Genomic DNA, 23691 nt, shown 5'->3' with positions numbered 1-23691 from the left:
TTTGCCAGACTCCCTCCAGGGTGATCAGATGGACCACTAAGGTGAGGCAGGCACGGACGTTATGGACCGGATTGATGAGATCTCGCACTGGCTGGTCGATCGGGCGCCGCACGAGAACGTGAAGGAATTGTTCGCCGGCTTTTGCCGAGAGCTCGCCCACGCAGGCTTGCCGGTCTGGCGTGCCTCCCTTGGCCTGGAGGTGCTGCACCCGGAGGTCAGCGGCTGGCAGCATATCTGGATGGACGAGAGCCTGTCCGTGCGCGAATCCGACAGAGCGACGGCAGCATCGTCGCCGTCGTATCTCAACAGCCCGACCCGCATCGTTGATGAGACCGGTACGCCGTTCCGCCGCAGGCTTGATGCTCCGTGCCCTGAGATGCCGCTCCTTGAGGAGCTGAGACTTTCCGGTGCAACGGACTATGTCATGTATCCGCTCCCCTTCCTGGATCAGACCCGCACCGCCGCCATTTCCTTCGCTACGCGGGATGGGCAAGGATTTGCGCCCTCCGCTATCGACGGTCTGAGACGCGCCGCGAGGATGCTGAGTCCCTATCTCGAGCGTCATGTGCTGCGGCGGATCGCGATCGATCTTCTTGACACCTATGTGGGGCCACGAACGGGCCAGCGCATCATCGAGGGCCGGGTGGATCGTGGTGCCATGGAAATCATCGAGGCGGCGATCTGGTTTACTGACCTTCGCGGCTTCACCCGTCTGTCCGAGCACTCGCCAATCCCCGATGTGCTGGCGGATTTGAATTCCTGGTTCGGAATCATCGGAGAGGTCGTGGAGGCCCATGGCGGCGAGGTGCTCAAGTTCATAGGCGACTCCGTGTTGGCGATCTTTCCGACTTCATCTGAGCAGAACAGCATGTCCGCCTGCAGGAGCGCTCTCGCTGCCGCCCAGGAGTTCTGCTCGAGAACGGATACCGAAAACGAGATCCGCAGATCAGTCGGTCGCGCCCCGCTGACGCACAGCCTCTCCCTGCATTTCGGAGAAGTTGCCTACGGCAATGTGGGAGCCTCTCACCGGCTCGACTTTACCGTCGTCGGCCCGGCCGTAAACCGCGCGAGCCGACTCCTGGATCTGGCGAAGCAGCTCGATCGAACGGTTGTCGTATCACGGGTCTTTGCCCGCGAGGTCGACCAGCCTCTTATCGACCTCGGGCGCCATCATCTGCGGGGCGTCGATCGTCCCCAGCAGGTTTTCGCCCCTCTCGGGTAGGAATTTCGCTGCCCCTATCGTATTCACGTGCCGTGACTCCGCAGCATGGAATGAGGAGAATCTCCGTTGGCCGATTGGAATGCTGGACAATACCTGAAATTCGAGGATGAGCGCACCCGGCCCTCGATTGACCTGCTCAGGCGAGTCCCCTTGGAGGCTACAACGGACTGCGTGGACATCGGATGCGGCCCAGGAAACAGCACGGAGCTGATCGTCAAGCGCTATCCAACCGCACGCATTCTCGGTCTCGACAACTCGCCAGATATGCTCTCCAAGGCACGAAAGCGCTTGCCGAACCTGCAATTCGAGGAAGCGGATATCGCAACTTGGCAGACCGAAGAGCGTTTCGACCTGATCTTCGCCAACGCCGTCCTGCAATGGCTTCCCGGGCATCGGAATCTTCTCAGGCGCCTCGTCTCATACTTGAAGAACGGAGGATGTCTGGCCGTTCAAATGCCGAATAATCTGCATGAGCCCTCCCATAGGCTTATGGAACAGGTTGCACAGGAGGGGCCGTGGGCCGCGAAGCTGTCGTCTGCAGCGAAGTCAAAGGAGGCGATTGGATCGTTCGAGGATTACTATGCTTGGCTGCAGCAGGCCGGATGCACGGTCGATATCTGGCAGACGACCTATGTTCATCCGCTCGCCAGTGCCGAAGCCATCGTCGAGTGGTTCAAGAGCACCGGATTGAAACCCTATCTCGATTTGCTCTCTCCAGAGGAACACTCGGAGTATCTTCGCCGATATACGGCCGCAATCGCGGCAGCCTATCCCGCTCAGCAGGACGGAAGGGTTTTACTTCGTTTTCCACGCCTCTTCTTCGTCGCACAGCGTCTCTGAAGAAGAGCTCGCCGGAGCCTCACTCTCATATCCGGGTTGCCCAAAGCCGATGGACTGGAAGGTGACATTGAGCACATCGCTGGTCCATTGCCGCGCTTCATAGTATAACCCATCGCAATCTTCACTGTTCAAGAAGACTGCCTCCCATCCGCGTCGGGGTTAAACCATGGCATTGCGTCAGCTCGACCGTCGAGCAATGTGTTTCGCTACCGTGAGACTTGTTCTAGCAGGTCTCTTCATCCATCTCTCCACGATCGAGGAAGCCACTGCACAGAATATTGGATGCGTTGTGCAATCGGTGTCGGGACCACAGAGGCAGGTTCTGCGTTGCCATGACGGTCTCAGCATCGAAGCAGAGACGGGTGCCGAATACGACCTCGTGGATCGAAACCGAGATGGCCAACCCGATGCACTCAATCTGCGAAGCCGCGCCGTTCTGGTCGACGCGCCGGCGCGATCGGGCAGGCGAAGCTTCGAGATCCGGACTCCTCAGGCCATCGCGGCGGTGCGCGGCACCCGATGGGCAGTCGACATCGCCGGAGGCAAAACGGCCGTTTTCGTGGTAAGGGGGCGCGTATCGGTCAGGCGGGTCAGTGGCGGCACCGGCAGCGTCAATCTCGGCCCGGGGGAAGGCGTGGATGTGGAGCCGGGAACGGCGCCCCTCGTGGTCAGGCGATGGCCTGCCGCTCGCGCGTCCGCCCTTCTGGCGCGTTTCGGACGTTAACGTTCACATGGGGCGGCGGTATGCCTCCACCTTGATCGCCGCGGCATTGGCGGGCCTTTGGGGCGCCGGACTCGCGCTGTTGCATTGGCAGGGCGGCTCCACTCTCCTCGACCGCTTAGAGGCGCCCCTGACCGACCTGCGGTTTCTGATCCAGGGTCCACGTCCGGCTCCGGATGGGATCATCATCGTCACGATCGACGATCAAACCATCCGTCAGACGGGATCCTATCCCCTGTCCAGAGCGACCATGGCTCAGCTGGTTTCCGCGCTGGCACGCATGAAGCCGAAGGTGATCGCGCTCGATATCCTGTTCATTGATCCAGGTCCGACGGAGGGCGACCTCGCCCTTACAGACGCACTTCGCAAGACGCCGAGCGTTCTTGCCGCTGCCGGTTTGTTCAGCCGCGGCGAACAGCATCCCTTCGAACCGACCAATGACAATCTTGAAGGCCTTCCTGTCATACAAAGCTTGCTCCTGCCGATCGAACCCCTCGCCGATGCGGCAGCAACAGGAATCGTCAACATTGCAACGGACGCGTCAGGCGTTCCGCGCCATGTTCCTCTTCTCTTTCGATCAGAGGGTCGGATCATACCTTCTTTTCCGCTGCGGGCCGTCTCCGTCGCCTTGAAACGAGATCCCGTGCTTCTCCCCGACGGCGTCTCTCTCGGCGGCACACCGACGCGCACCGAGAGAGGATATGTCCTGCCGCTCCGCTTTTATGGCCCCGGCGGCACGGTTCGCACGATCAGCGCACGTCAGATCCTGAGCGGCGATGTGGCGGAAGATGCGTTCCGCGACAAGGTCGTGGTGATCGGCGCCACCGTAACGGGCGGTGGCGACACCTTTCCCACTCCCTTTGACCCTGTTCTTCCCGGGGTTGAAGTTCTGGCGACAGCCATCGCTCATCTGATGGAAGGCGACGGACTTGCGCGGGACCGACATGTTCGCTTCATCGACGCTGCCATGGCTTTCATCCTGCCGATCCTGTTCGTCTTCCTTCTTTCCTGGCATCGCAGCATCTGGGGATTGTCACTGATCGCCGGACTTGCCTTCTTGTGGATCGGCGCGACTGTCGCGGCATTCACTCAGGGCATCTGGCTCAGCGCGTCGCTGCCTCTTCTATCGACAGCCCCACCTGTGATTCTGTTCGGTGCGACGAGACTCTGGCTCGATCGGAACCGGGCGGAGCGCCTCAGCGCGCAGAGCAGGACTCTCCAGAGCTTTCAGCCCCGAAGCCTGTCCGATCGGCTGACGAAGGATCCGGGCTTTCTTCTGACGCCGGCTCGCCAACAAGCTGCCCTGATCTTCATCGATCTGTCGGGGTTCACAGGGCTGAGCGAAAATCTCTCCCTCGACGAAACACGCGAGCTTCTTCGAAGCTTCCACGCTCTTGTGGACGAGGAAGCAGTGAGAAACCACGGGTTTGTCGCCACCTTCATGGGCGATGGCGCCATGATCCTGTTCGGCCTTCCGGACCCTACTTCCGAGGATGCCGATCATGCGCTCGCGGCCTGCATTGCTCTTTGTGCTCGAATGGAGAGCTGGCTTGCGGCTCTGCCGGAATCGATCGCATCGCGCATCGGCTTCAAGATCGGCGCTCACTATGGAACGATCATCGCATCGCGCCTCGGAGGCCACAGCCACCAGCACATCACGGCTACCGGCGACACGGTTAATGTTGCAAGCCGCCTGATGGAGGTGGCTGCTTTCCATCACGCGGATATCGCTCTGAGCGATGACCTCTATCATGCGGCTGGATCAGCCCGCATGATCCTTCAATCAGGAATCCTGGATGGACCCTCTGCCACCTCGATCCGCGGACGGAGAGGCTCGATCCCAGCCTGGCTCTGGAGGAGGAAGTCATCACGGATGAGTTGACCTAGAGGAGGCTCTGATTGTCCGTCAGAGTCTCCTCCAGGTTCGAACCTCAGCGCCATGGATTCAGAGCTGATCCGGTGCAGGCATGCCCGTTCCGAACCAGTTCTTCTGCATCAGCGTCTGGGCTTCCTCGGCAGCCTTCTGGTCACCGCGCGCCTTCGCGGCGAGAAGCAATCCGGCAGCGGCCCATCCGTTGTTCGGAGAGCGCTGGAGCGCTGCACGGAAGGCGGCTTCAGCCTCCACGGTTTTTCCCTGAGCCATCAATGCGGCGCCGAGGGACTGATGCACCGGATAGTACCAATATGGCGGCTCCATATAAGGCAGGCGATCCTGGATGTCGGCCGCTTCCGCGAACAACATCGCTGCTTTCGCCTGATCCCCTGAAGCCTGCGCGGTCCGCGCCTCGATTTCGCGCGCGGCAATGGTCAGCACATCCGGCCCGGGCACGCCCGCATCGGGCAGGGCCGTGATCTCCGGCCTCTTTGCCAAAGCCTCTATGGCGGCTGCTTCGGCCCGAGCCTCATCCGCTCGTCCGAGACGGGCCAATGCGATGCCTCGGGCATAATGCCATGCGGCCTCGACATAGGGAAAATCTCCCTCCGGCTTCGGGAGAGTCAGCACATCGTCGGACTTAGAGAACAGAGCATGGGCGTTATACGGCGCGGCAGCGATCGGCTGTGTCCAGGGAACCTCCCGCTTGGCACGGTCCGAGACGATGCCGGACAGCTTTTGCGCGGCCTCGACGGCTGTCTGTCCATCTCCTCCGGTCAGAGCCGAGACCATAACGAAATGGACGTTGTGAGCGTAATATGCCTCGGAATAGAGAAGGCTCGCCCCTCCCTGCTTCAGAAATGCCTCATCGGCGACGGCGGCACGCACATTGGCGTCGAGACTCTCGCGCCAACGGCCGAGGCGGTACCAGATATGGCTCGGCATATGAACGAGATGCCCTGCTCCCGGTATCAGCTTCTCCAGTCGCTCGGCATGCGGTGCGGCGCGCTCCGGACGGTCCGACGCCTCGACCGCATGGATGTAGAGATGGATCGCGCCGGGGTGATCGGGGTTTGCTTCAAGCGGCCCGAGCTGCCGCGTTCCGAGCACGCCCTCGATCAGCGCGACGATCTTCTCCGTCTTCGCTTTCGGCGTTTTTCCGCCATCTGCCCAGTAGTCCCAGGGCGTGAGATTCATCAGCGCATCGGCGGTGAGCAACGCCACGTGGGCATTCTGCGGGAAGCGAGCCTGCACCTCCTCCATCGCGTCCGCATAGGCTTGATCCAATGCCTTGCGGTCGGCTTTCGGATCGGGCGAGTGCCGCTTCGAAAGCGCTTCGACCAGTGCAAGCTGCAGGTCTCCGCCACCTGGGGCGAGACTGCGTGCCTTCTCAAGGACCACGAGTGCTCGCGCATTGGCATCGGTGTCCATCGGGTAGTTGATGTGGGGACCCAGAACCCAGGCCTCTCCCCAAAGGCACATGGCGCAACCCGGATCGAGATCCTGCGCAGCCCGGAAGGCCCGTGCCGCCTCGGCATGGTTGAAGCCCCATCCCAGCCGGTAACCCTGATTGAAATAGGCTTGAGCCTGCCCGTTCTGATCTTTGACGACAGCCCAGGTGAGCTGGCCAAGATTGTCGTAAAGGGGCGGCTTTTCCTCCGAGCGCGGCGCTGCGGCTCCCCGCGGCAAATCACGGCTATAGGCGCCGAGTTCCGTGCGCTTTGGCTGCACGTCCTGCTGCTGCGGTTGGAGTTGAACGACCTTCATGTGATGTCCGGTACCGTGGTGGCTCGGCTTCTGCAGGGCATGAAGCATCTTGACACGCGGGCTGTCATGGCTCCCCAACGGGCAGGCATCGACGGAACCTGCCACAAATATTGCCATGGCAGCTGTTGCGGAGAGCAGAACAAATCTCGCGGAGAGGCGGCAGCGCTGAGCGATGAAAGTCGTCATGAGCACAAATTCCCAGGGTTGATGGAAAGGCGAGCGCCTGCAGGCGCAACCTTCTGGCGCCGGGCAACGAACGCAGCAAAACCATCTTGATTGTGCCCCGAAGTTTACTTGCTCGGGATGGGCGATCATGACAACGTGAGGGGGCAAAACTGCCAAGGAGACACGTCGATGCTCCACGTGGTCGTTCTGTTCCTGAATGGCGGATGCGCCTCGACGGCTCTTCTCCCGATGGAGATCTTCCGCAATGCCGGCGTTCTTTGGAATCTCCTAAGCGGAAGAGCAACGGAGCCACGGTTTCGCGTCACGACAGCGTCGCTCGGAGGTGGTCCTGCCGTCGCGGATCATCTGGTTTCGCTTCTCCCGTCTTGTGCCGTCGAGAGCTTGGACGAGCCTGACATCGTCTTCGTCCCTGCGGGCGGATTACCGCTCGATACATTGATGCAGACAGGCTATTCCATCGACGCCGTGATCGAGCGCAATGCTGGTGTCGTCCCATGGCTACGCGCCTGGGCCGCTGGGGGAGTGAAGATTGCGGGTGTCTGTTCGGGCGTTGCCCTTGTGGCCGAGGCAGGCTTGCTCGATGGGAAACGTGCAACGACACATTGGGGACTAGCCGACGTCTACCGCAGGCGCTTTCCGGGTGTGGATTGGCAGCCGGATTACCTCATCACGGATGCGGGAGATGTGATCTGCAGCGGTGGCATCAATTCCGCCGCGGACTTGAGTCTTTACCTGGTCGAAAGATTCGCAGGCCGAGACGTCGCTTTGGAGTGTGCCAAGGCCCTCCTGATCGAGATGCCACGCACATGGCAAGTCGCATTCGCCGATGTCATGTTGCGCAGAAATCATAAGGATGAAAGCATCCAACGTGCACAGGAATGGGTGCACAGACATTTCCAACAACCCATCGGCGTCGACGCCATAGCAGCACGGGTCGGGATGAGTCCTCGCAACTTCGTCCGCCGCTTCAAGGATGCGACCGGTCAGACCCCGTTAAGCTACATCCATACCATTCGCGTGACCATGGCGAAGAGATTGCTGGAAGACGGGCAGCAGACCATCCAGGAGGTAAGTCAGGCGGTCGGCTATGAGGATGTGATTTTCTTTCGGGATCTCTTCAAACGCCATACGGGGGTATGTCCAACCGAATACCGAACCCGCTTCGGAACTCCACCCATTACAAATCCCGTCAGTCGGCGCGGCTCCCGCATCGAGGTTCCTGGAACACCTTCATGGTGAAGGGCGGGAGCCGCGTCCGCGCTTACGGTAAGATCGAACGTTTTCGATTAGGCACTCTGCTCTTCGGCGGAACGTTCCATCCGGATCGAACGCCTTCTCTCGCGCCGCAAGCGCTTCATCAGGGCGATAGAAGCGACCATCGTGCGTTCAAGTTCCGACAGGACGGTGTTTGTGTCCGCAGCGAGTGCAAGGTTCTTTCGTTCCAATTTCATCAGCAGCCTGTATTGCTTTTCAATGTACCAACTGGACTATGGTTCAAACTAAGCGTCGCAGTGCGGCTGCAATATGGCAGACTGAGAATGAGGTTAATGCCTGTTCTTGCTATAACGGATTAGTTTTTACGAACGATCTAACAATACGTGCTTCATTAGTCGCAGAGCTGTTCAAAGCGCCACACGACTAGGCCGCTCCGATCATCTCGCCTCAGCATAGAACGTCCATTCGGCACAATATTGCTGGAACTCTGCAGGCAGTCGATGGAACGAAGCTGCGTGCCCCTGCCGAGACGAGCTCGACGTTGACGGTCCAAGCGCAAGGAGTGCGGCACCGACACTCGTGCCGGTCGAACTCGTGACAGAAACGACCTGGCGTCCGGTCGCCTTCGACAAGGCCTCCGTATAAAGGGAATTGCGCGCAAAAGGTCCTTCCACGATGACTGGACCTGCCGCGCGGGTCAGATCGAGGCAAGCCTTCGTCATCAAAGCCGAATAGAGTGAGGCAGCAACACAGACCTCGTCCGGGTTCAATCCATTCGCGGCATTGACGATCCGATGCTTGGCATCGGGATATGGTCCGCACCCTGGTACCACGCTCGGCGTCAGGAGGATTCCCTGCTCCACGACACGATCGATTGCCTCCGGCGTTGCGGTTCCCTGCCCTCTCGTCAGCATCTCAAATTCACGTCCTCCCATGAAACGGGCCGACGGAACGGCACGGCCGAGGGCATCCACATTGGCGAGAGTGTCACGACTGGCATCGAGGTGATCGAGATCCCCGCCGACAGCGAAAATTACAACCCACGTGCCTGTCGAGACGACCGCGAAGGGCGCATCGTATTGTCCGAGATGGGGCAGAAGGGAAGCGTTCGAATCGTGAATGCCGCAATAGACCGGCACAGACCGCGCAAGTCCGATCGCTGCGGAGACTTCCTCCGTCACATTGCCCAGGAGATCTGACGGTTTTCGGACAGGTGCCAGCTTGCCTGCGATTCCAAGTGACTCGATGAGAGATGAAAAGCTGCCCTGCCTTGGTCTCCAGAGATCCGTGTGGCAGCCGAGGGAGGTCACGTCGGCGGCGGCAACTCCCGTCAGTCTCCAGCCCCAATATTGCGGATAAGTGACGATGGATTGCGCATTCTCGAATGCTTCCGGAAAGAGGGTCTTCTGATAGTGGAGCTGTGCTCCGAGATTGAGCCCACCGGGAAGGCGCGGAGAAAATGTCTCCGAAAAGCCGGGCCTGATCTCATCGTACGCAGCCTCGATCTCGGCCGGGTAGCGGAACTCATAATCGAGGACGGGAAGCGCCAGCCCGTCTGCTCCCAGCAGCGCTCCGCCCGCACCGTGGGCCGTGATCGAAATGGCATCGAATCCGAATTCCGCATTGAGCTCCTTCAAGGATTGCACAAAGAACGTGAAAATTCCATCCACGTCGAAATGCGGATAAGGCCCATCCGTCAGCACCCGGTTTGGACGAGCGCGGACGGCAATCTCGCGCCTCTCCTCCGCATCGACAATGACGGCTTTGACATTGGTCTTGCCGACATCGAGAACTGCGACTTTCATTGGATCAGGCCATATGGAAGACGGTGACGAGCTGCCTATCGACTGGCGAATTGTCGGGATTCGTCGCCATGATATCCGACATATGAGCCCACCAGCGCTTCATGACCGGATGACTGGGCAGGTCCGCCATGCGGTGATCCGATCTTCGCCAGAGAACTCCGAAAAGGATGCCCGTCTCACGATCGAGATGGATCGAATAGTCCTCGACGCCTGCGTCCTTCAGAAGCTCGACCAGTTCCGGCCAGATCTCGTCGTGACGGCGGCGATACTCTTCCTCCATGCCGGGGTTGAGCTGCATCTTGAAAGCGTATTTTTCCTTATCGCTCATGCTGCAGTCCTTGAACGAATGCGACGGAAGACGATCGGCAACGCGATCACGAGGATCAGCAGCAGGCCAATAAAGATCGACATGACGATGCCGGGCACATTGAGAAGGCCAAGGCCGAAGGTGACGAGCCCCATCACGATCGCTGCCAGCACCACGCCCGGAATGGTGCCCGATCCGCCCAGGATGCTCACCCCGCCGAGCACGGCCATGGTCACCACCTCGAGTTCCCATCCGGCTGCGATCGTGTGCCGTGTGGAACTCAAGCGCGACGTGAGGCAGACGGCTGCGAACCCGCTCATGAGGCCGGTCATCAGGAACAGGGCGAACTTGGTACGCTGGACCGGGATACCCGAAAACTGTGCTGCGAAGGCATTGTTGCCGATCGCGTAGATCCACCGCCCGAAGACGGTCCAGTGGAGCAGGATACCGAAGGCAAGGGCGATGACGACGAAGGCCACCATCTCGAATGTGACGACCTCGAATCCGGGCAGTGTCGGCCACCAGGAGAAATCCGACATGTAGCCCTGCCCGAACCAGGCGAAGCTCGCCGGGTACCCGCCATAGGCCTGATCGCCGAGGACGATCTGGGCGATGCCGCGAAACAGGCTCATAGTACCGATGGTCACGACGATGGAAGGAAGACCGATGCGCGCCACCAGGACACCGTTGAAGGCTCCACAGAGCAGTCCGACACCCAGTCCGACCCCAACGAGAGCGGGCGTCTGAAAGCCCGCTTGTGCGGCGGCTCCCATGGCCGTCGAGGCCAACGCGATGATGGCCGCTACCGAGAGATCGATCTCGCCCGAGATAATGAGGAGCGTCATCGCAAAGGCGATCATCGCCTTCTCGGTAAAGTTGTAGGTGGCGTCCGATAGGTTCCAGGGATCGAGGAAGTGAGGTGAAGCCAGCGAATTGGCGATGAAGATCGCGATGGCGACCGCAGCCAGCAGGGCCTCCCAGCTGCCGAAAATCCGCCCGGCCGGCGTCGAGAGCTTGTCCGGAATATGTCGGATCGGCTGCTTCTCCAGAGTGAGCGTGCTCATGCGGCTGCTCCTTCGACGGGCGCACCGGCCAGGGCCGGCCTGTGCTTCACGGCGTCACGCAGGATGAGACGGCCTTTCCGCTTCTCCTGCCGCGCGTTGAAGAGAACGGCCACGATGATCACGAAGCCGGATATCGCCATCTGCCAGAACGGAGAGACATTGATCACCGGCAATGCATTCTTGATCACGCCGAGGAACAAGGCGCCGAGGATCGCTCCGGCGACCGAACCGATGCCTCCGAGCGTCGATATTCCACCGATGACGCAGGCCGCGACCGTATCGAGCTCGAACCCGGCGGCGATATCGACATAGGCGACGGCATAACGGGAAACCCAGAGATAGCCGCACAGGCCCGCCAGACCGCCCGACAGAACGAAGGCAAAGAAGCGCGTGCGCCCGACGTCGATCCCGGCATACAGCGCGGCCGTCGGATTGCCGCCCGCTGCGTACAAGGAGCGTCCGAAGACCGTGCGTGTAAAGACGAGGGAAATAATCGCGATCGCGAGAATGGCGGTCCAACCGAGCAAGGGAAGACCCAACGCGACCACACGCGGCGTGTTGAGAAAAGCAGGCGTCATCTGAGTCTGGTTGACCCAGGCGCCGCCGGAAAGCACGAAGGCCATGCCGCGATAGATCGTCAGGGTGCCGAGCGTCGCCACGATGGAGGGAATGCCGATCTTCCACACCATGAAGCCGTTGATCGCACCGAGGAACGCACCGATGCCCATGGCCATTCCGACGAGGAGAGGCAGAGGGATCTGCGGATAGGCTGCGTTCATCATCGCAATCGCCATCCCGGTAAAGGACAGGTTCGCCGCAACAGACAGGTCGATGGACTTGGTGAGGATCACGGCCATCTGACCGAGCGCCAGAATCATCAGAATGGACGTATCGTTGAAGACGTTGGCCAGGCTCTCGGGCGAGGCGAAGCTCGGCGCGCGATAGGAAAACACTGCGATCAACACGACGATGATCGCGACCAGCAGAAGTTCACGATATTTCAGGATACGGCTCATCGTCGCGTTCCAACCTCTTCCTGACACGTCAGATGTTGCCCGTCGCGGCCCGCACAAGCGTCTCGGCATCGAGGGCGCCCCGCTCCCACAGGCCCGCCATCCTGCCCTCGCGCATCACGAGCACGCGGTCGGACATCCCCAGGATCTCGGGCAGTTCGGACGAGACCATGATCACGCTCAGGCCCTCGCCTGCGAGCTCGCTCATGAAAGCGTGGACCGCCGCCTTGGAGCCGATGTCGATGCCCTTGGTGGGCTCATCCAAGATGATGACCTTCGGCTTGGCGGCGAGCCACTTGCCGATCACGACCTTCTGCTGGTTTCCGCCCGACAGGGTACCGACGGGAACCGAGAGCGCCGCGGCGCGAAGATCCAGTCGCTCGGCATATCGCCGGGCGAGAGCGAACTCTTCGGCCTGGCGCAGGAACCCGGCTCTGGTCGTCCTGCCGAGCGTCGCCATGGAGATATTCTGGAAGATCGGCATCTGCAGCACGGCGCCGTGGCGACCGCGTTCCTCCGGCACGTAGACGATGCCGGCCGCGATGGCGTCCGCCGGAGAGCGAATGGTGATCCGGCGCCCCTCCAGCTCTATGGCTCCGGCGCTCGGACGAGTGATGCCGAACAGAGCCTGGCAGAATTCCGAACGCCCTGCCCCGACGAGACCGTAGAGACCGAGAATTTCCCCGCGCCGCAGGTCGAACGAGATGTCGTCGAACTCCGTCGGGTGCGAGTAGCCCGAAACCTTCAGAACGGTCTCGCCGATCATCACATCGACCTTCGGGAAAACATGCTCGACGGAACGGCCGACCATCATGCGCACGATCTCGTCCTGCCCGGTCCGGGACAGAAGGCCGGAGCCGATGGAGCGGCCGTCGCGGAACACCACGAAGCGTTCGGCGATCTCATAGACCTCCTCGAACTTGTGACTGATGAAGAGGATCGCCTTGCCCTGGTTCTTCAGCCGCTCGATGATCCGGAAGAGATCCTCCACCTCCTTGTAGGAGAGCGCCGCGGTCGGCTCGTCCATGATGACCACGCGGGCCTCGACCGACAGCGCGCGCGCGATGGCCACAAGATGACGTTGAGCGATCGAGAGGTCCTTCAGCCGGGTGTAGGGGCTGATCGGTGCATCGATGGAGGTGAGCAGTGCCGCGGCACGGGCGTTCATGGCCGCCCAGTTGACGAGCCCCAGCCGGTTTCTGGGGGCGTGACCGAGAAAGATGTTCTCGGCAACCGAGAGCTCGTCGAAGAGCACGGTTTCCTGATGGATCGCCGTGATCCCGCTCCGGATCGCCGCTTCGGCATTCGCGAAATGCCTCGGGACGCCGTCGACGACGATCTCACCGTCGTCCGGCTGGTAGATCCCGGTGAGGATCTTGACGAGCGTCGACTTTCCCGCACCGTTCTCCCCGATCAGGGCCGTCACCGTTCCTGGATAGAGGGTGACATCCACGTGATCGAGGGCCTTGACGCCTGGAAACGACTTGGAAATGCCGCGCATCTCCAGCAGCGGAATCTGGGTCTCGGGAACCGCCTGAACCACCGACATGGGAAAGCCTGTCAATCGCCAATGAGAGCTGGGAGAACGCGGCTCTGCGCGTCCTCCCCGGGTGATGTCGCGACCTCAGAAGATCTTGGCGAACTCGTCCACGTTGCTCTTGTTGTAGACGAAGGGGTCGGCCATGGCGGCCTCGCCGTTGTCGCCGATCTTGATCTTGCCCATGCGGCCGGCATTGATCTCCGCACCCGGCTTGCCGTCGGTTTCCCCTTTGACGAGCCGATAGGCGATCTGCGTGGCGGAATAGCCGAGATCGATCGGGTTCCAGATGGCGAATTCCTTCGTGGCGCCGGAATGGACGGCGCCGGCCATCTCGGACGGAAGCCCGAGGCCCGTCACATAGACCTGCCCGATCTTGCCGGCATCCTTCACCACCTGCGAGGCCGCGAGCACGCCGACCGTCGTCGGAGCAACGATCACCTTCACATTCGGCTGCGACTTCAGCAGGCCCTGGGCTTCGCGATAGCTCTTGTCGGCGAGATCATCGCCGTAGACGGTGGTGACCAGGTTCAACCCGGGGTATTTCGGGAGCTGCTTCTTCATCTCGGCAATCCAGGTGTTCTGGTTGGTCGAGGTGGACGTCGCAGACAGGATCGCGAAATCGCCCTTGCCGTCCGGCAGATGGGAGGCCGCGAGCTTCAGGCACATGTTGCCGATCAGTTCGTTCGACGACGGATTGAGGTGCACGATGCGACCGTCCTTGCCGACGGCGGAATCCCAGGAGATCACCTTGATGCCGCGCTGCGCGGCCCGCTTCAGCGCCGGAACGACCGCGTCCGGATCGTTCGCCGAGATCGCGATCGCATCGACGCGCTGGGCAATGAGAGCATTGATGACCTCGATCTGCCCTTCGGCGGTCGTGCTTGTCGGCCCGGTATAGATCACCTCGACGCCGCCTAGCTCCTTGGCGGCTTCCTGCGCGCCTTTGTTGGCCGCCTCGAAGAAGCCGTTGCCCAGTGACTTCGCGACAAGTCCGATCTTCACGTTCTGTGCGTTTGCCGAACCGGCGAAGAGCGCCAGGCCCAGTGCCGTGCCGAGGGCAAGCTTTGCAAATGCTTTCATGTTCTTCCTCCCTTTTCAAACACCTCCCGTCGGCTCTCAGGCCGCCGATGAGGATTCCACCGACTGATCGACCGCCGTTGTTCCGGCGATGATCAGTTTGATCCCCGCATTCTCGATCATGGTCCTGGCCGAATCCGGGATGGCGTCATCGGTGATCAGCGTTGAGACACGATCGAGGGGACAGAGAATAAGGCTCGAACGGCGCTGGAACTTGGTGGAATCTACCATCAGAACCAGCTCGTCGGCCTGATTGATCAGCTTCTGCTCCGCCTGAATGATCAGGGCGTCCTGCTCCATGACGCCGAGCGATCCGACGCCCTGCGCCCCCATGAACATGCGGCGCGCATAGAAATTGCGCGTCACGTCATTCTCGAAGGGCGAGAGGATGATGCTCTGGTCACGGTAGATCGAGCCGCCCGGCAGCATCACCTGGTTCTTGGAATGCTTCACGAGGTGCTCGGCGATGGCGAAGGAGTTCGTGAAGACCTGCAGGCGCCGGCTGCTCAGATAATGCACCATCTGAAACGTCGTGGTGCCGCCATTGATGATGATGGCATCGCCCTCCGTGCACAAAGCCACGGCCTCCCGGGCGATAGCCCGCTTCTTGGCGACGTTCTCGCCTTCCGACACGCGGAACGGCTTGGCCGCGAGACTGCCGATCTGAGCCGGATGGAGGGCCTCCGCCCCGCCACGCACGCGGCGCAGACGCCCCTGAACGTGCAAGGCCGCGATATCGCGGCGGATCGTGGCCTCCGAGGCGGAGGTCAGCTCCACAAGATCCTGGACGGTCGCGACCGGCTTCTCCTGGACGGCGCTCAGGATGATCCGGTGCCTTTCACGTTCGTGCATGGGTCCTCATCAAGGTGGCTCAACGGTGATCGGAAGGATCGAGTACCTTTCAGGTTCACGCAAGGTCCGGCTCAGACTGCGCAGGTAATCGATCATAGTCAATCAATTGTGACGTTCAACCTTCGTCTAGCGATCATATTTGATCAATCTTGATCGTTTATGGTTGACAATGTCGGGGCCTCCCGCCAACTTTCCGCTCAAATCCGGGGCCTTCTGCGCCCTGCGAGCGGACAGGAGGAAACCGTGGACACCGCGACTCAAGCCGTCAAACTCCTCGAGAACCATTGGGACGATGCCAAGGCCGCCACCCTCGACGAGCCGGGCTTGCTGCTCTACCGCTCCAATCTGCTCGGCGCCGACAAGCGGATCACCAATTACGGCGGCGGCAACACTTCGGCCAAGGTGATCGCAACCGATCCGCTGACCGGCGAGAAGGTCGAGGTGCTCTGGGTCAAAGGCTCCGGCGGAGACGTGGGCACGATCAAGCTCGACGGTTTTGCCACGCTCTATATGGACAAGCTGCGGTCGCTGAAGACCCTCTACAAGGGCGTCGAGGACGAGGACCGCATGGTGGGCTTCCTGCCTCATGCCACCTTCAACCTCAACACGCGGGCGGCCTCGATCGACACGCCGCTGCACGGCTTCCTTCCCTACAAGCATGTCGATCACATGCACCCGGATGCCATTATCGCGATCGCCGCGTCCAAGAACTCCCGTGAGCTGACCAGGGAGATCTTCGGCGACGAGATCGGATGGCTGCCCTGGCGCCGCCCCGGCTTCCAGCTTGGCCTCGACCTCGAAGCCTTTGCCAAGGCCAATCCCAATGCCAAGGGTGTCGTCCTCGAAAGCCATGGCCTCTTCACCTGGGCCGACGATGCCAAGGAATGCTACGAACTCACCCTTCGGATCATCAACCGGGCCATTCAATGGTTCGCTGAGAAGACGGCAGGCAAGCCGGCATTCGGCGGTGCCGTGACCTCCAGTCTCTCGCAGGACGAGCGCCGCAAGATTGCAGCACGCCTGATGCCCGAGATCCGCGGCAAGATCGGCCAAACGGAACGCAAGCTCGGTCATTTCGACGATCAGGACGCGGTGCTCGAATTCGTCAACTCGGCCAACCTGAAGCCCCTGGCGCAGCTCGGCACCAGCTGCCCGGACCACTTCCTGCGCACCAAGATCCGCCCGCTCGTTCTCGACTTCGACCCGAAGGCCCCGGATGTCGATGCGGTGCTCGCCGGCCTCGATGCCGCTCTGGAAGCCTACCGCGCCGACTACACGCGCTACTACGAGCAGTCGAAGCACCCGAACAGCCCGAAGATGCGCGATCCCAATCCGGTCATCTTCCTGATCCCCGGCGTCGGCATGCTCTCTTTTGCGCGCGACAAGGCGACGGCCCGCATCGCCAGCGAGTTCTATGTCAACGCCATCAACGTGATGCGCGGCGCCTCCTCGGTGTCAGAGTACCAGGGCCTTCCCGAGCAGGAAGCCTTCGACATCGAGTACTGGCTGCTCGAGGAGGCCAAGCTCCAGCGCATGCCGAAACCCAAGAGCCTCGCCGGGCGCGTGGCTTTCATCACCGGCGGCGCCGGCGGCATCGGCCGCGCCACGGCCGAACGGCTGGCGGGCGAAGGCGCCTGCGTGGTGCTGGCGGACATCGACCAGGACTCGCTGACCTCCACGGTGGAGGATTTCTCCAAGCGCTTCGGGCAGGACGCGGTGCGCGGCGTAAAGCTCAACGTCACGAGCGAGCCGGAGGTCCTGTCCTCCTTCGTCGAGGCGAGCGTCGAATTCGGCGGTATCGACATCCTGGTGTCCAACGCTGGCATCGCCTCCTCGGCGCCCGTCGAGGAGACGGATCTGGCGATGTGGAACCGCAACATCGACATTCTCGCGACCGGCTATTTCCTCGTCTCTCGCGAAGCCTTCCGTCTGTTCCGGCGCCAGAAGCTCGGGGGCAACGTTGTGTTCGTCTCCTCGAAGAACGGCCTTGCCTCCTCGCCCAATGCCTCGGCCTATTGCACCGCGAAGGCAGCGGAAATCCACCTCGCCCGCTGCCTGGCGCTGGAGGGGGCCGAAGCCGGCATTCGCGTGAACACCGTCAATCCGGACGCGGTTCTGCGCGGCTCCAAGATCTGGACGGGCGAATGGCGCGAGCAGCGCGCCGCCTCCTCCAAGCTCGCCGTCGACGAGCTGGAGGAGCATTACCGCAAGCGCTCGCTGCTGAAGCTGAACGTCTTCCCCGAAGACATTGCCGAGGCCATCTTCTTCCTGGCCTCCGATCTTTCCGCCAAGTCGACCGGCAACATTATCAATGTGGACGCAGGCAACGCGACATCGTTCACGCGCTAGGCTCTGCCCAGGGAGGACGCCATGACGGAACAAAGGATTGCGGAAGAAGTCGTCGCCGCCGACAACGAGAAGCGCCAGAGCGCCTTGAGGGCGGATTACGATGCTCTGGGTGCCAGACTTGCGCGCGAGGGCAACGATGTCGATGCCATCACCGCCAAGGTCGCCCAGTTCTTCGTGGCGGTTCCATCCTGGGGTGTCGGCACAGGGGGCACGCGGTTCGCACGATTCCCGGGGACCGGCGAGCCGCGCAACATCTTCGACAAGCTCGACGACTGCGCCGTGATCCATCAGCTCACCCGCGCGACGCCGACCGTCTCGCTCCACATCCCGTGGGACAAGGTCGACGATCCGCGGCGGCTCAAGACGCATGGCGATGCGCTGGGGCTCGGCTTCGACGCCATGAACTCCAACACCTTCTCCGATGCGCCGGGCCAGGAGAAGAGCTACAAGTTCGGCTCCCTGAGCCACACCGATGCCGCAACGCGCCAGCAGGCCGTCGAGCACAACATCGAATGCATCGAGATCGGCCAGGCGATCGGATCAAAGGCGCTGACGGTCTGGATCGGCGACGGCTCGAACTTCCCGGGCCAGACGAACTTCACCCGGAGCTTCGAGCGCTACCTCGACTCGATGAAAGCGATCTACAAGCGGCTGCCGGGGGATTGGCGGATCTTCTCCGAGCACAAGATGTACGAGCCGGCCTTCTATTCGACCGTCGTGCAAGACTGGGGCACCAACTACCTGATCGCGACGGAACTCGGCGAGAAGGCCTATTGCCTCGTCGATCTCGGCCACCATGCGCCGAACGTCAATATCGAGATGATCGTGGCCCGCCTGATCCAGTTCAGAAAGCTCGGCGGCTTCCACTTCAACGATTCGAAGTACGGCGACGACGATCTCGACACGGGCTCCATCGACCCCCACCGCCTGTTCCTCGTCTTCAACGAGTTGGTCGATGCCGAGCATCGCGGAGCGGAGAACTTCCACCCGGCTCATATGATCGACCAGTCGCACAATGTGACCGATCCCATCGAAAGCCTGATCCGCAGCGCCAACGAGATCCGCCGCGCTTATGCCCAGGCACTGCTCGTCGATCGCAAGGCGCTCGAAGGCTACCAGGACGACAACGATGCCCTCATGGCCTCGGAGACCCTGAAGTCGGCCTACCGCACCGATGTCGAGCCGATCCTGGCGATGGCGCGCCTGCAGGCCGGCGGCGCCATCGACCCGATTGCCGCCTACCGCGCCAGCGGCTACCGGCAGAGCATCGCCAAGGAGCGGCCGGCCGTTGTCGGCGGCGGCGGCGGCGGCGGCATCGTCTGAGGGATCTAGCCTATCCCCTTCAGCGTCTCGGTGTTACCGCCGGTCTCGGCCTTGTCCTTCCGGATGATGCTGATCGTTCCGTCGCCCTCGATATAGGCCTTCTTCACGTCGGAGCAGTGCTCGATCCCCTGCTCCCGAAGCTGGCTGTTGAGTTCCTCCGTCGTGATCATCTCCTTCCGCATGTTCCGCGGCAGCATCTTGCCGTTCTCGATCAGCAGAAGCGGCGGCGGTCGGGTGAGGCGCTGGAAAGCCGGAAAGCGGAAGCCGAGCCAGTCGATGGCGTAGTTCCAGAACACGATGGTGAGGACGAGGAGCGTCCCCTCCGTGATCGACTTGTACTCGTTCGCCATCGCGTTCTGCGCCGCATCGGCGATGAGGACGATCACGAGCAGGTCTGCGACCCCGATCACCCCGGTCTGCCGCTTGAGCAGGAATCTGAGGATCAGGAACAGCATGATGTAGGTCATCGTCCCGCGAAGGACGATCTCCGGGATCGAATGAACGGGTATGAACATCTCCTGCCAGTCGATCATCGGAAAACCTCTTGCTAAGGGGCCCTTAAGCGCAGGCCGGAAGGATGAAGGCAGGAAGTCCCTGCCAGAGAATAGCGATCAGCGAGAGACCACTGGTCAGCGCTCCGGCCTGGGTCATGAACAGATCCGCCGGGGGCGCCTGCTCGTTCAGCCGTCGAAATGTTCGAAGCGACCACGCCAACGCCAGGGCGGTGACGATGAGGGCCGCAAAGGTCGACACCAGGACAACCGCATGAATCAGTCCGATCCCGAGAAAGGTCGTGTCGGCCCACTCCCGGCCGCACAGGGTCGAAGTCGCTCCGTAAATGATGGTGAACTGGACCGCCCATGCGAGAAGCCCGGCCAGCATCAGGAGGACCTGTCCGGTCCGGCGACCGCTCATGCTACAGACCTCCGGTCAGGCGCGGGAAACCATGGACGACGGCGAGGCCGACCAATCCCTGGCCGACCGTGTAGTACCAGAACAGCATAGTGTTATCGAAGGTGGTCCGCCGGACGCTGTCGAGCCTGCCGGCTAGCCAGCGGGCGATGGTGTAGAGCCCCATGACGAGGGTCGTCAGCACGAAGAAGATCTGCAGCGACACGATGGCGTAGACCGCAGCTCCATAGGCATGGGCCGACGGGCTCAAGCCGGATCGCCACTGCACCCAGAGATCCGCCGCGGACGCTCCGGCGACGAACAGCAGCGCCGCGGCAATGAGGACCGGCACGGATCGCGGGCTGCGGCGGTCGTCGCCCCGCAGCGTCCGGCTGGCATAGGCGATCAGGGCGGCGCTGACGATATAGAGAGCACCTGCCATGAAGGGCCAGAGCCGTTCAGGCAGATCGACGCCTTGGGGCGGCCAGGCACCGGGGTTCACGAGCCAGAGGAAGAGATAGGAGAAGATCAGGCAGGTGAAGACCATGCCTGAGACCACCATGAGGACGATCATGGCCCACCAGGAATGGTTCATCGGCCCGGTGACATAGACCGGAATGACGACTCCGCCGCCGATGTCGGCCGGCGGACGGACCGGGCCGGGATCGGTCTCCCAGAGCCACCAAATCACGCACCCGATCGCGAGCACGCCGCAGATCACGGACGTGAAGACGAACTTCACCGTCAGGAGCAGGAAGAACGCCGCCGTGAACACCGCGGCCAGGACCGGCTGCCATCCCGGTCCGGGGATCTGCAGGATGTATTGCGGCCGCGCATCGAACGGGCTCGTCACCAGCGCCTCGCGCCCTCCCGTGGCCGTTCCCGGCAGGTAGTAACGGCCGTCCTCCACGTCCTTCGGCAGGTTCGGCTGATCCCATAGGGGATCGCGGCTGGCGACCGCCGGAATGCTGCGCGTGGCGTAATTGCCGTTCGGCAGCCATTCCAGCGTTCCGGCGTTCCAGACGTTGCCCGCATTGTCCTCGCTGGCGAAGCGGAAGTTTCTCGCCAGATCGACGAGGAAGATCGCCACGCCGGCGGCGATCATGAAGGCCCCGATGGTAGAGACGAGATTGAGCGCGTCCCATCCCATGCCGACCGGATAGGTATAGACGCGCCGCGGCATGCCGATGAGGCCCGTGACGTGCATCGGCAGGAACGTGACGTTCACCCCGAGGAACATGAGGCCGAACACCCAGCGCCCGAGCCGCTCCGACAGGGCCCGTTTGCTCGCGACCGGCACCCAGTAATAGAAGGCCGCGAAGAGCGGGAACACCATGCCGCCGATGAGCACGTAATGCAGGTGCGCCACGACGAAGTAGCTGTCGTGGGCCTGCCAGTCGAAGGGCGCCATGGCGACCATGACGCCGGTAAGCCCGCCGAGCGTGAAGATGAACAGGAAACCGATGATGAAGAGCGAAGGCGTGGTGAGCTTCATGCGCCCCGACGCGATGGTGGCGATCCAGGCGAAGACCTGGATGCCGCTCGGCACGGCCACCGCCGTGCTCGCCGCCGAGAAGAAGCTCAAGGACATCTTCGGCAGGCCCGTGGCGAACATGTGGTGCACCCAGAGACCGAACGAGAGAAAGCCCGTGGCGATCAGGGCCAGCACGATCAAGCGATAACCGACGAGCGGCGTCTGCGCCATGGTCGGCACGATCATCGACACCATGCCGGTCGCGGGCAGGAAGATGATGTAGACCTCCGGATGGCCGAAGAACCAGAACAGGTGCTGCCACAGAAGCGGATCCCCGCCCCGCTCGGCGATGAAGAAAGGCCAGTCGAAGGCGCGCTCCATCTCGAGCAGCAGCGTGCCGAGGATGATTGCCGGAAAGCCGATGACGATCATGACGGCGAAGACGAGCATGGCCCAGGAATAGACGGGCAGCTTGTCGAGGCTCATGCCGACGGCGCGGGTCTTCATCACGCCGACGATGATCTCGATGGCGCCCGCGATCGCCGAGATCTCGATGAAGCCGATGCCGAGGAGCCACCAATCCGCGTTCTCGGCCGGAGAATACTTGCTGCCGGTCAACGGCGGATACATGAACCAGCCGCCGTTGGGCGAGAGGCCGAAGAAGATCGTGCCGAAGAACACGAGTCCGCCGACGAAATAGGCCCAGAAGGCGTAGGCCGAGAGGCGCGGGAACGGCAGGTCTCGCGCCGCCTGCATGTTCGGCAGCAGATAGACACTCGCCGCCTCCACGGCGGGAACCGCGAAGAGGAACATCATCACCGTGCCGTGCATGGTGAAGAGCTGGTTGTAGAGATCGTGCCCGACGAGATCGCTTTCAGGCGCCGCCAGCTGGGCCCGCATGATCAGCGCGAGGATGCCGGCCAGGATGAAGAACAGGAACGCCGTGCCCACATACCACAGGCCCACATAGGTGTTGTTGACGGCCGTGATGAAGCTGAGGCCGCGGGGAGCCTTCCAGGCTCTCTCGAGCGCCTCGAACTCGCCCTCGGGGCGCGGCAGCGGATTGGGGAGATCGGGCTCCGGCGGCGCGAAGGATCCGGGGCGCTCGGGCACGTTCATCTCAAGCTCTCCAGATACCCGCCTAAGGCCCGCAGGTCCTCGCCCGTGAACGAGCCGTAGGACGGCATCCGCACGCCCGGCTTGATGTGCTGCGTGTTGGCGATCCAGCCCGCGAGCGTGCCGACATTGTTGGGAAACTGGCCCGCCCCGATCGTGCGCCGGCTGCCCACATGGGTCAGATCTGGCCCGAACTGCCCGTTCGCCTCGGTTCCGCGCACTACATGGCAGGAGCCGCATCCTCCGGCACGAAACAGCTCGCGGCCCCGCGCGAGAAATGGAATGGCCGGATCCTGCGCGGGCCTCGCCTGCCCCGCCCGCCAGGTCTCGAACGCAGCGGGCTCCAGCGCCACCACGTCGAAAGCCATGCGGGCATGCTGGTCGCCGCAGAACTCGGCGCACACGCCGCGATAGATGCCCGGCCGTTCGGCCGTGAAGGTGAGGCGGTTGATGCGTCCCGGGATCATGTCAATCTTGCCTCCGAAATTCGGGATCCAGAAGCTGTGAATCACGTCGGCGGCGGTCACCGATACGGTGACGGGCCGCCCGACCGGAACGACGAGCTCGTTGGCCGTCGAGAATTCGGCCCGCTCCTGCTCGGCCGGGTACTTCACCCGCCACCAATACTGCTCGCCGACGACCTCGACAGGAAGCGCGCCCGCCACCGGCACGTCCGTGTCGCGCATGACGATCAGCCCGTAGGGCAGAAGACAGGAGAGAACGACGATGGGAAAGGCGAGCCCGCCATAGACGATGGTTTTGCGGCTGCCGAGCCAGGCGCGGCGCTCGGGAGGTGCGAAGATCGCATAAAGCAGAAGCCCGGTGACGAGGAGAAAGATGAGGATGCCGCCGACCGTCATGATGACGGTGAGCCAGTAGATCCGAAGCGCATCCCCACCGGCCGGATCGAGCGCAGACTGCACGCCGCTGCAGCCCGTGAGGGACAGCGCGCACGCAAAGGCCGCCGCACGCGCCGTTGCCGTGCGCAGCCGCCCTGGAAGGCCATGCGGTGTGGCTTCGAGATCCATCCGCCCTACATGGGTCTTGGGTGCATTG

Annotated in this window: 19 protein-coding genes; 7 read left to right on the top strand and 12 right to left on the bottom strand. The window is 62.1% G+C overall.

Going from position 1 to position 23691, the window contains the following annotated elements; all coding sequences use genetic code 11:
* Window positions 1–61 precede the first annotated feature (61 nt).
* From VB672_RS02290 to VB672_RS02275, 4 genes are all read left to right on the top strand, one after another.
* Window positions 62–1222 (top strand): adenylate/guanylate cyclase domain-containing protein, encoded by a 1161-nt coding sequence (locus VB672_RS02290; RefSeq protein ID WP_329782540.1) that lies wholly within the window; start codon window positions 62–64, stop codon window positions 1220–1222.
* Window positions 1223–1288: 66 nt separating this feature from the next.
* Window positions 1289–2062, top strand: coding sequence for a trans-aconitate 2-methyltransferase (gene tam, locus VB672_RS02285; protein ID WP_329782539.1), 774 nt, complete (start codon window positions 1289–1291; stop codon window positions 2060–2062).
* Window positions 2063–2258: 196 nt separating this feature from the next.
* Entirely contained in the window at window positions 2259–2786 is a 528-nt protein-coding gene (locus VB672_RS02280) for a FecR domain-containing protein (protein ID WP_329782572.1), read from the top strand.
* Between the two features lie 7 nt (window positions 2787–2793).
* Window positions 2794–4665 carry a CHASE2 domain-containing protein gene (locus VB672_RS02275; protein WP_329782538.1) on the top strand — a complete coding sequence of 624 codons (1872 nt, stop codon included), beginning with the start codon at window positions 2794–2796 and terminating at the stop codon, window positions 4663–4665.
* A gap of 63 nt (window positions 4666–4728) precedes the next feature.
* On the opposite strand, the gene VB672_RS02270 is transcribed toward VB672_RS02275, so the two are convergent.
* Window positions 4729–6423, bottom strand: a complete 1695-nt coding sequence (locus VB672_RS02270; RefSeq protein WP_329782537.1) for a hypothetical protein — start codon at window positions 6421–6423, stop codon at window positions 4729–4731.
* A 354-nt stretch (window positions 6424–6777) separates the two neighbouring features.
* Here VB672_RS02270 and VB672_RS02265 point away from each other — a divergent pair, with 354 nt between their 5' ends.
* A complete protein-coding gene (locus tag VB672_RS02265) occupies window positions 6778–7848 on the top strand; it encodes a GlxA family transcriptional regulator (RefSeq protein WP_329782536.1) in 1071 nt (356 codons plus the stop codon).
* Window positions 7849–8261: 413 nt separating this feature from the next.
* Here the strand turns inward: VB672_RS02265 and VB672_RS02260 are convergent, their stop codons facing one another.
* The 7 genes from VB672_RS02260 to VB672_RS02230 form a co-directional block, all read right to left on the bottom strand.
* A complete protein-coding gene (locus VB672_RS02260) occupies window positions 8262–9629 on the bottom strand; it encodes an FGGY-family carbohydrate kinase (RefSeq protein ID WP_329782535.1) in 1368 nt (455 codons plus the stop codon).
* A gap of 4 nt (window positions 9630–9633) precedes the next feature.
* Window positions 9634–9957, bottom strand: coding sequence for an L-rhamnose mutarotase (gene rhaM, locus VB672_RS02255; RefSeq protein ID WP_329782534.1), 324 nt, complete (start codon window positions 9955–9957; stop codon window positions 9634–9636).
* On the bottom strand, window positions 9954–11000 hold the full coding sequence (locus tag VB672_RS02250) for an ABC transporter permease (protein WP_329782533.1): 1047 nt from the start codon (window positions 10998–11000) through the stop codon (window positions 9954–9956). The genes rhaM and VB672_RS02250 overlap by 4 nt, the downstream gene beginning before the upstream one ends.
* On the bottom strand, window positions 10997–12016 hold the full coding sequence (locus VB672_RS02245) for an ABC transporter permease (RefSeq protein WP_329782532.1): 1020 nt from the start codon (window positions 12014–12016) through the stop codon (window positions 10997–10999). The genes VB672_RS02250 and VB672_RS02245 overlap by 4 nt, the downstream gene beginning before the upstream one ends.
* Before the next feature lie 28 nt (window positions 12017–12044).
* Entirely contained in the window at window positions 12045–13562 is a 1518-nt protein-coding gene (locus tag VB672_RS02240) for a sugar ABC transporter ATP-binding protein (RefSeq protein ID WP_329782531.1), read from the bottom strand.
* Window positions 13563–13637: 75 nt separating this feature from the next.
* Complete coding sequence (gene rhaS / locus VB672_RS02235) at window positions 13638–14633, bottom strand: rhamnose ABC transporter substrate-binding protein (protein ID WP_329782530.1); 996 nt, start codon at window positions 14631–14633, stop codon at window positions 13638–13640.
* 36 nt (window positions 14634–14669) lie between these two features.
* On the bottom strand, window positions 14670–15482 hold the full coding sequence (locus VB672_RS02230; protein ID WP_329782529.1) for a DeoR/GlpR family DNA-binding transcription regulator: 813 nt from the start codon (window positions 15480–15482) through the stop codon (window positions 14670–14672).
* 243 nt (window positions 15483–15725) lie between these two features.
* Between VB672_RS02230 and VB672_RS02225 the strand changes: the two genes are divergently transcribed.
* Window positions 15726–17831 carry a bifunctional rhamnulose-1-phosphate aldolase/short-chain dehydrogenase gene (locus tag VB672_RS02225; RefSeq protein WP_329782528.1) on the top strand — a complete coding sequence of 702 codons (2106 nt, stop codon included), beginning with the start codon at window positions 15726–15728 and terminating at the stop codon, window positions 17829–17831.
* Window positions 17832–17852: 21 nt separating this feature from the next.
* Window positions 17853–19154 carry an L-rhamnose catabolism isomerase gene (gene rhaI, locus VB672_RS02220; RefSeq protein WP_329782527.1) on the top strand — a complete coding sequence of 434 codons (1302 nt, stop codon included), beginning with the start codon at window positions 17853–17855 and terminating at the stop codon, window positions 19152–19154.
* Between the two features lie 5 nt (window positions 19155–19159).
* Here rhaI and VB672_RS02215 read toward each other — a convergent pair whose 3' ends face one another.
* Genes VB672_RS02215 through coxB form a run of 4 tightly spaced genes read right to left on the bottom strand, consistent with a single transcriptional unit; the run spans window position 19160 to window position 23663 of the window.
* The gene (locus VB672_RS02215; RefSeq protein ID WP_329782526.1) at window positions 19160–19687 is read right to left on the bottom strand and encodes a DUF421 domain-containing protein; all 528 of its coding nucleotides are present in this window, start codon (window positions 19685–19687) and stop codon (window positions 19160–19162) included.
* Between the two features lie 25 nt (window positions 19688–19712).
* Entirely contained in the window at window positions 19713–20069 is a 357-nt protein-coding gene (locus VB672_RS02210) for a hypothetical protein (RefSeq protein ID WP_329782525.1), read from the bottom strand.
* 1 nt (window position 20070) lies between these two features.
* Window positions 20071–22638 (bottom strand): cbb3-type cytochrome c oxidase subunit I, encoded by a 2568-nt coding sequence (locus VB672_RS02205; protein ID WP_329782524.1) that lies wholly within the window; start codon window positions 22636–22638, stop codon window positions 20071–20073.
* Window positions 22635–23663, bottom strand: a complete 1029-nt coding sequence (gene coxB, locus VB672_RS02200; protein ID WP_329782523.1) for a cytochrome c oxidase subunit II — start codon at window positions 23661–23663, stop codon at window positions 22635–22637. Before coxB ends, VB672_RS02205 begins: the two co-directional genes overlap by 4 nt.
* Window positions 23664–23691: the final 28 nt, after the last annotated feature.

The sequence above is a fragment of the Microvirga sp. CF3016 genome (genome assembly GCF_036314085.1).
Taxonomy (GTDB): Bacteria; Pseudomonadota; Alphaproteobacteria; order Rhizobiales; family Beijerinckiaceae; genus Microvirga.
This window is presented reverse-complemented; position numbering and strand designations above follow the sequence as displayed.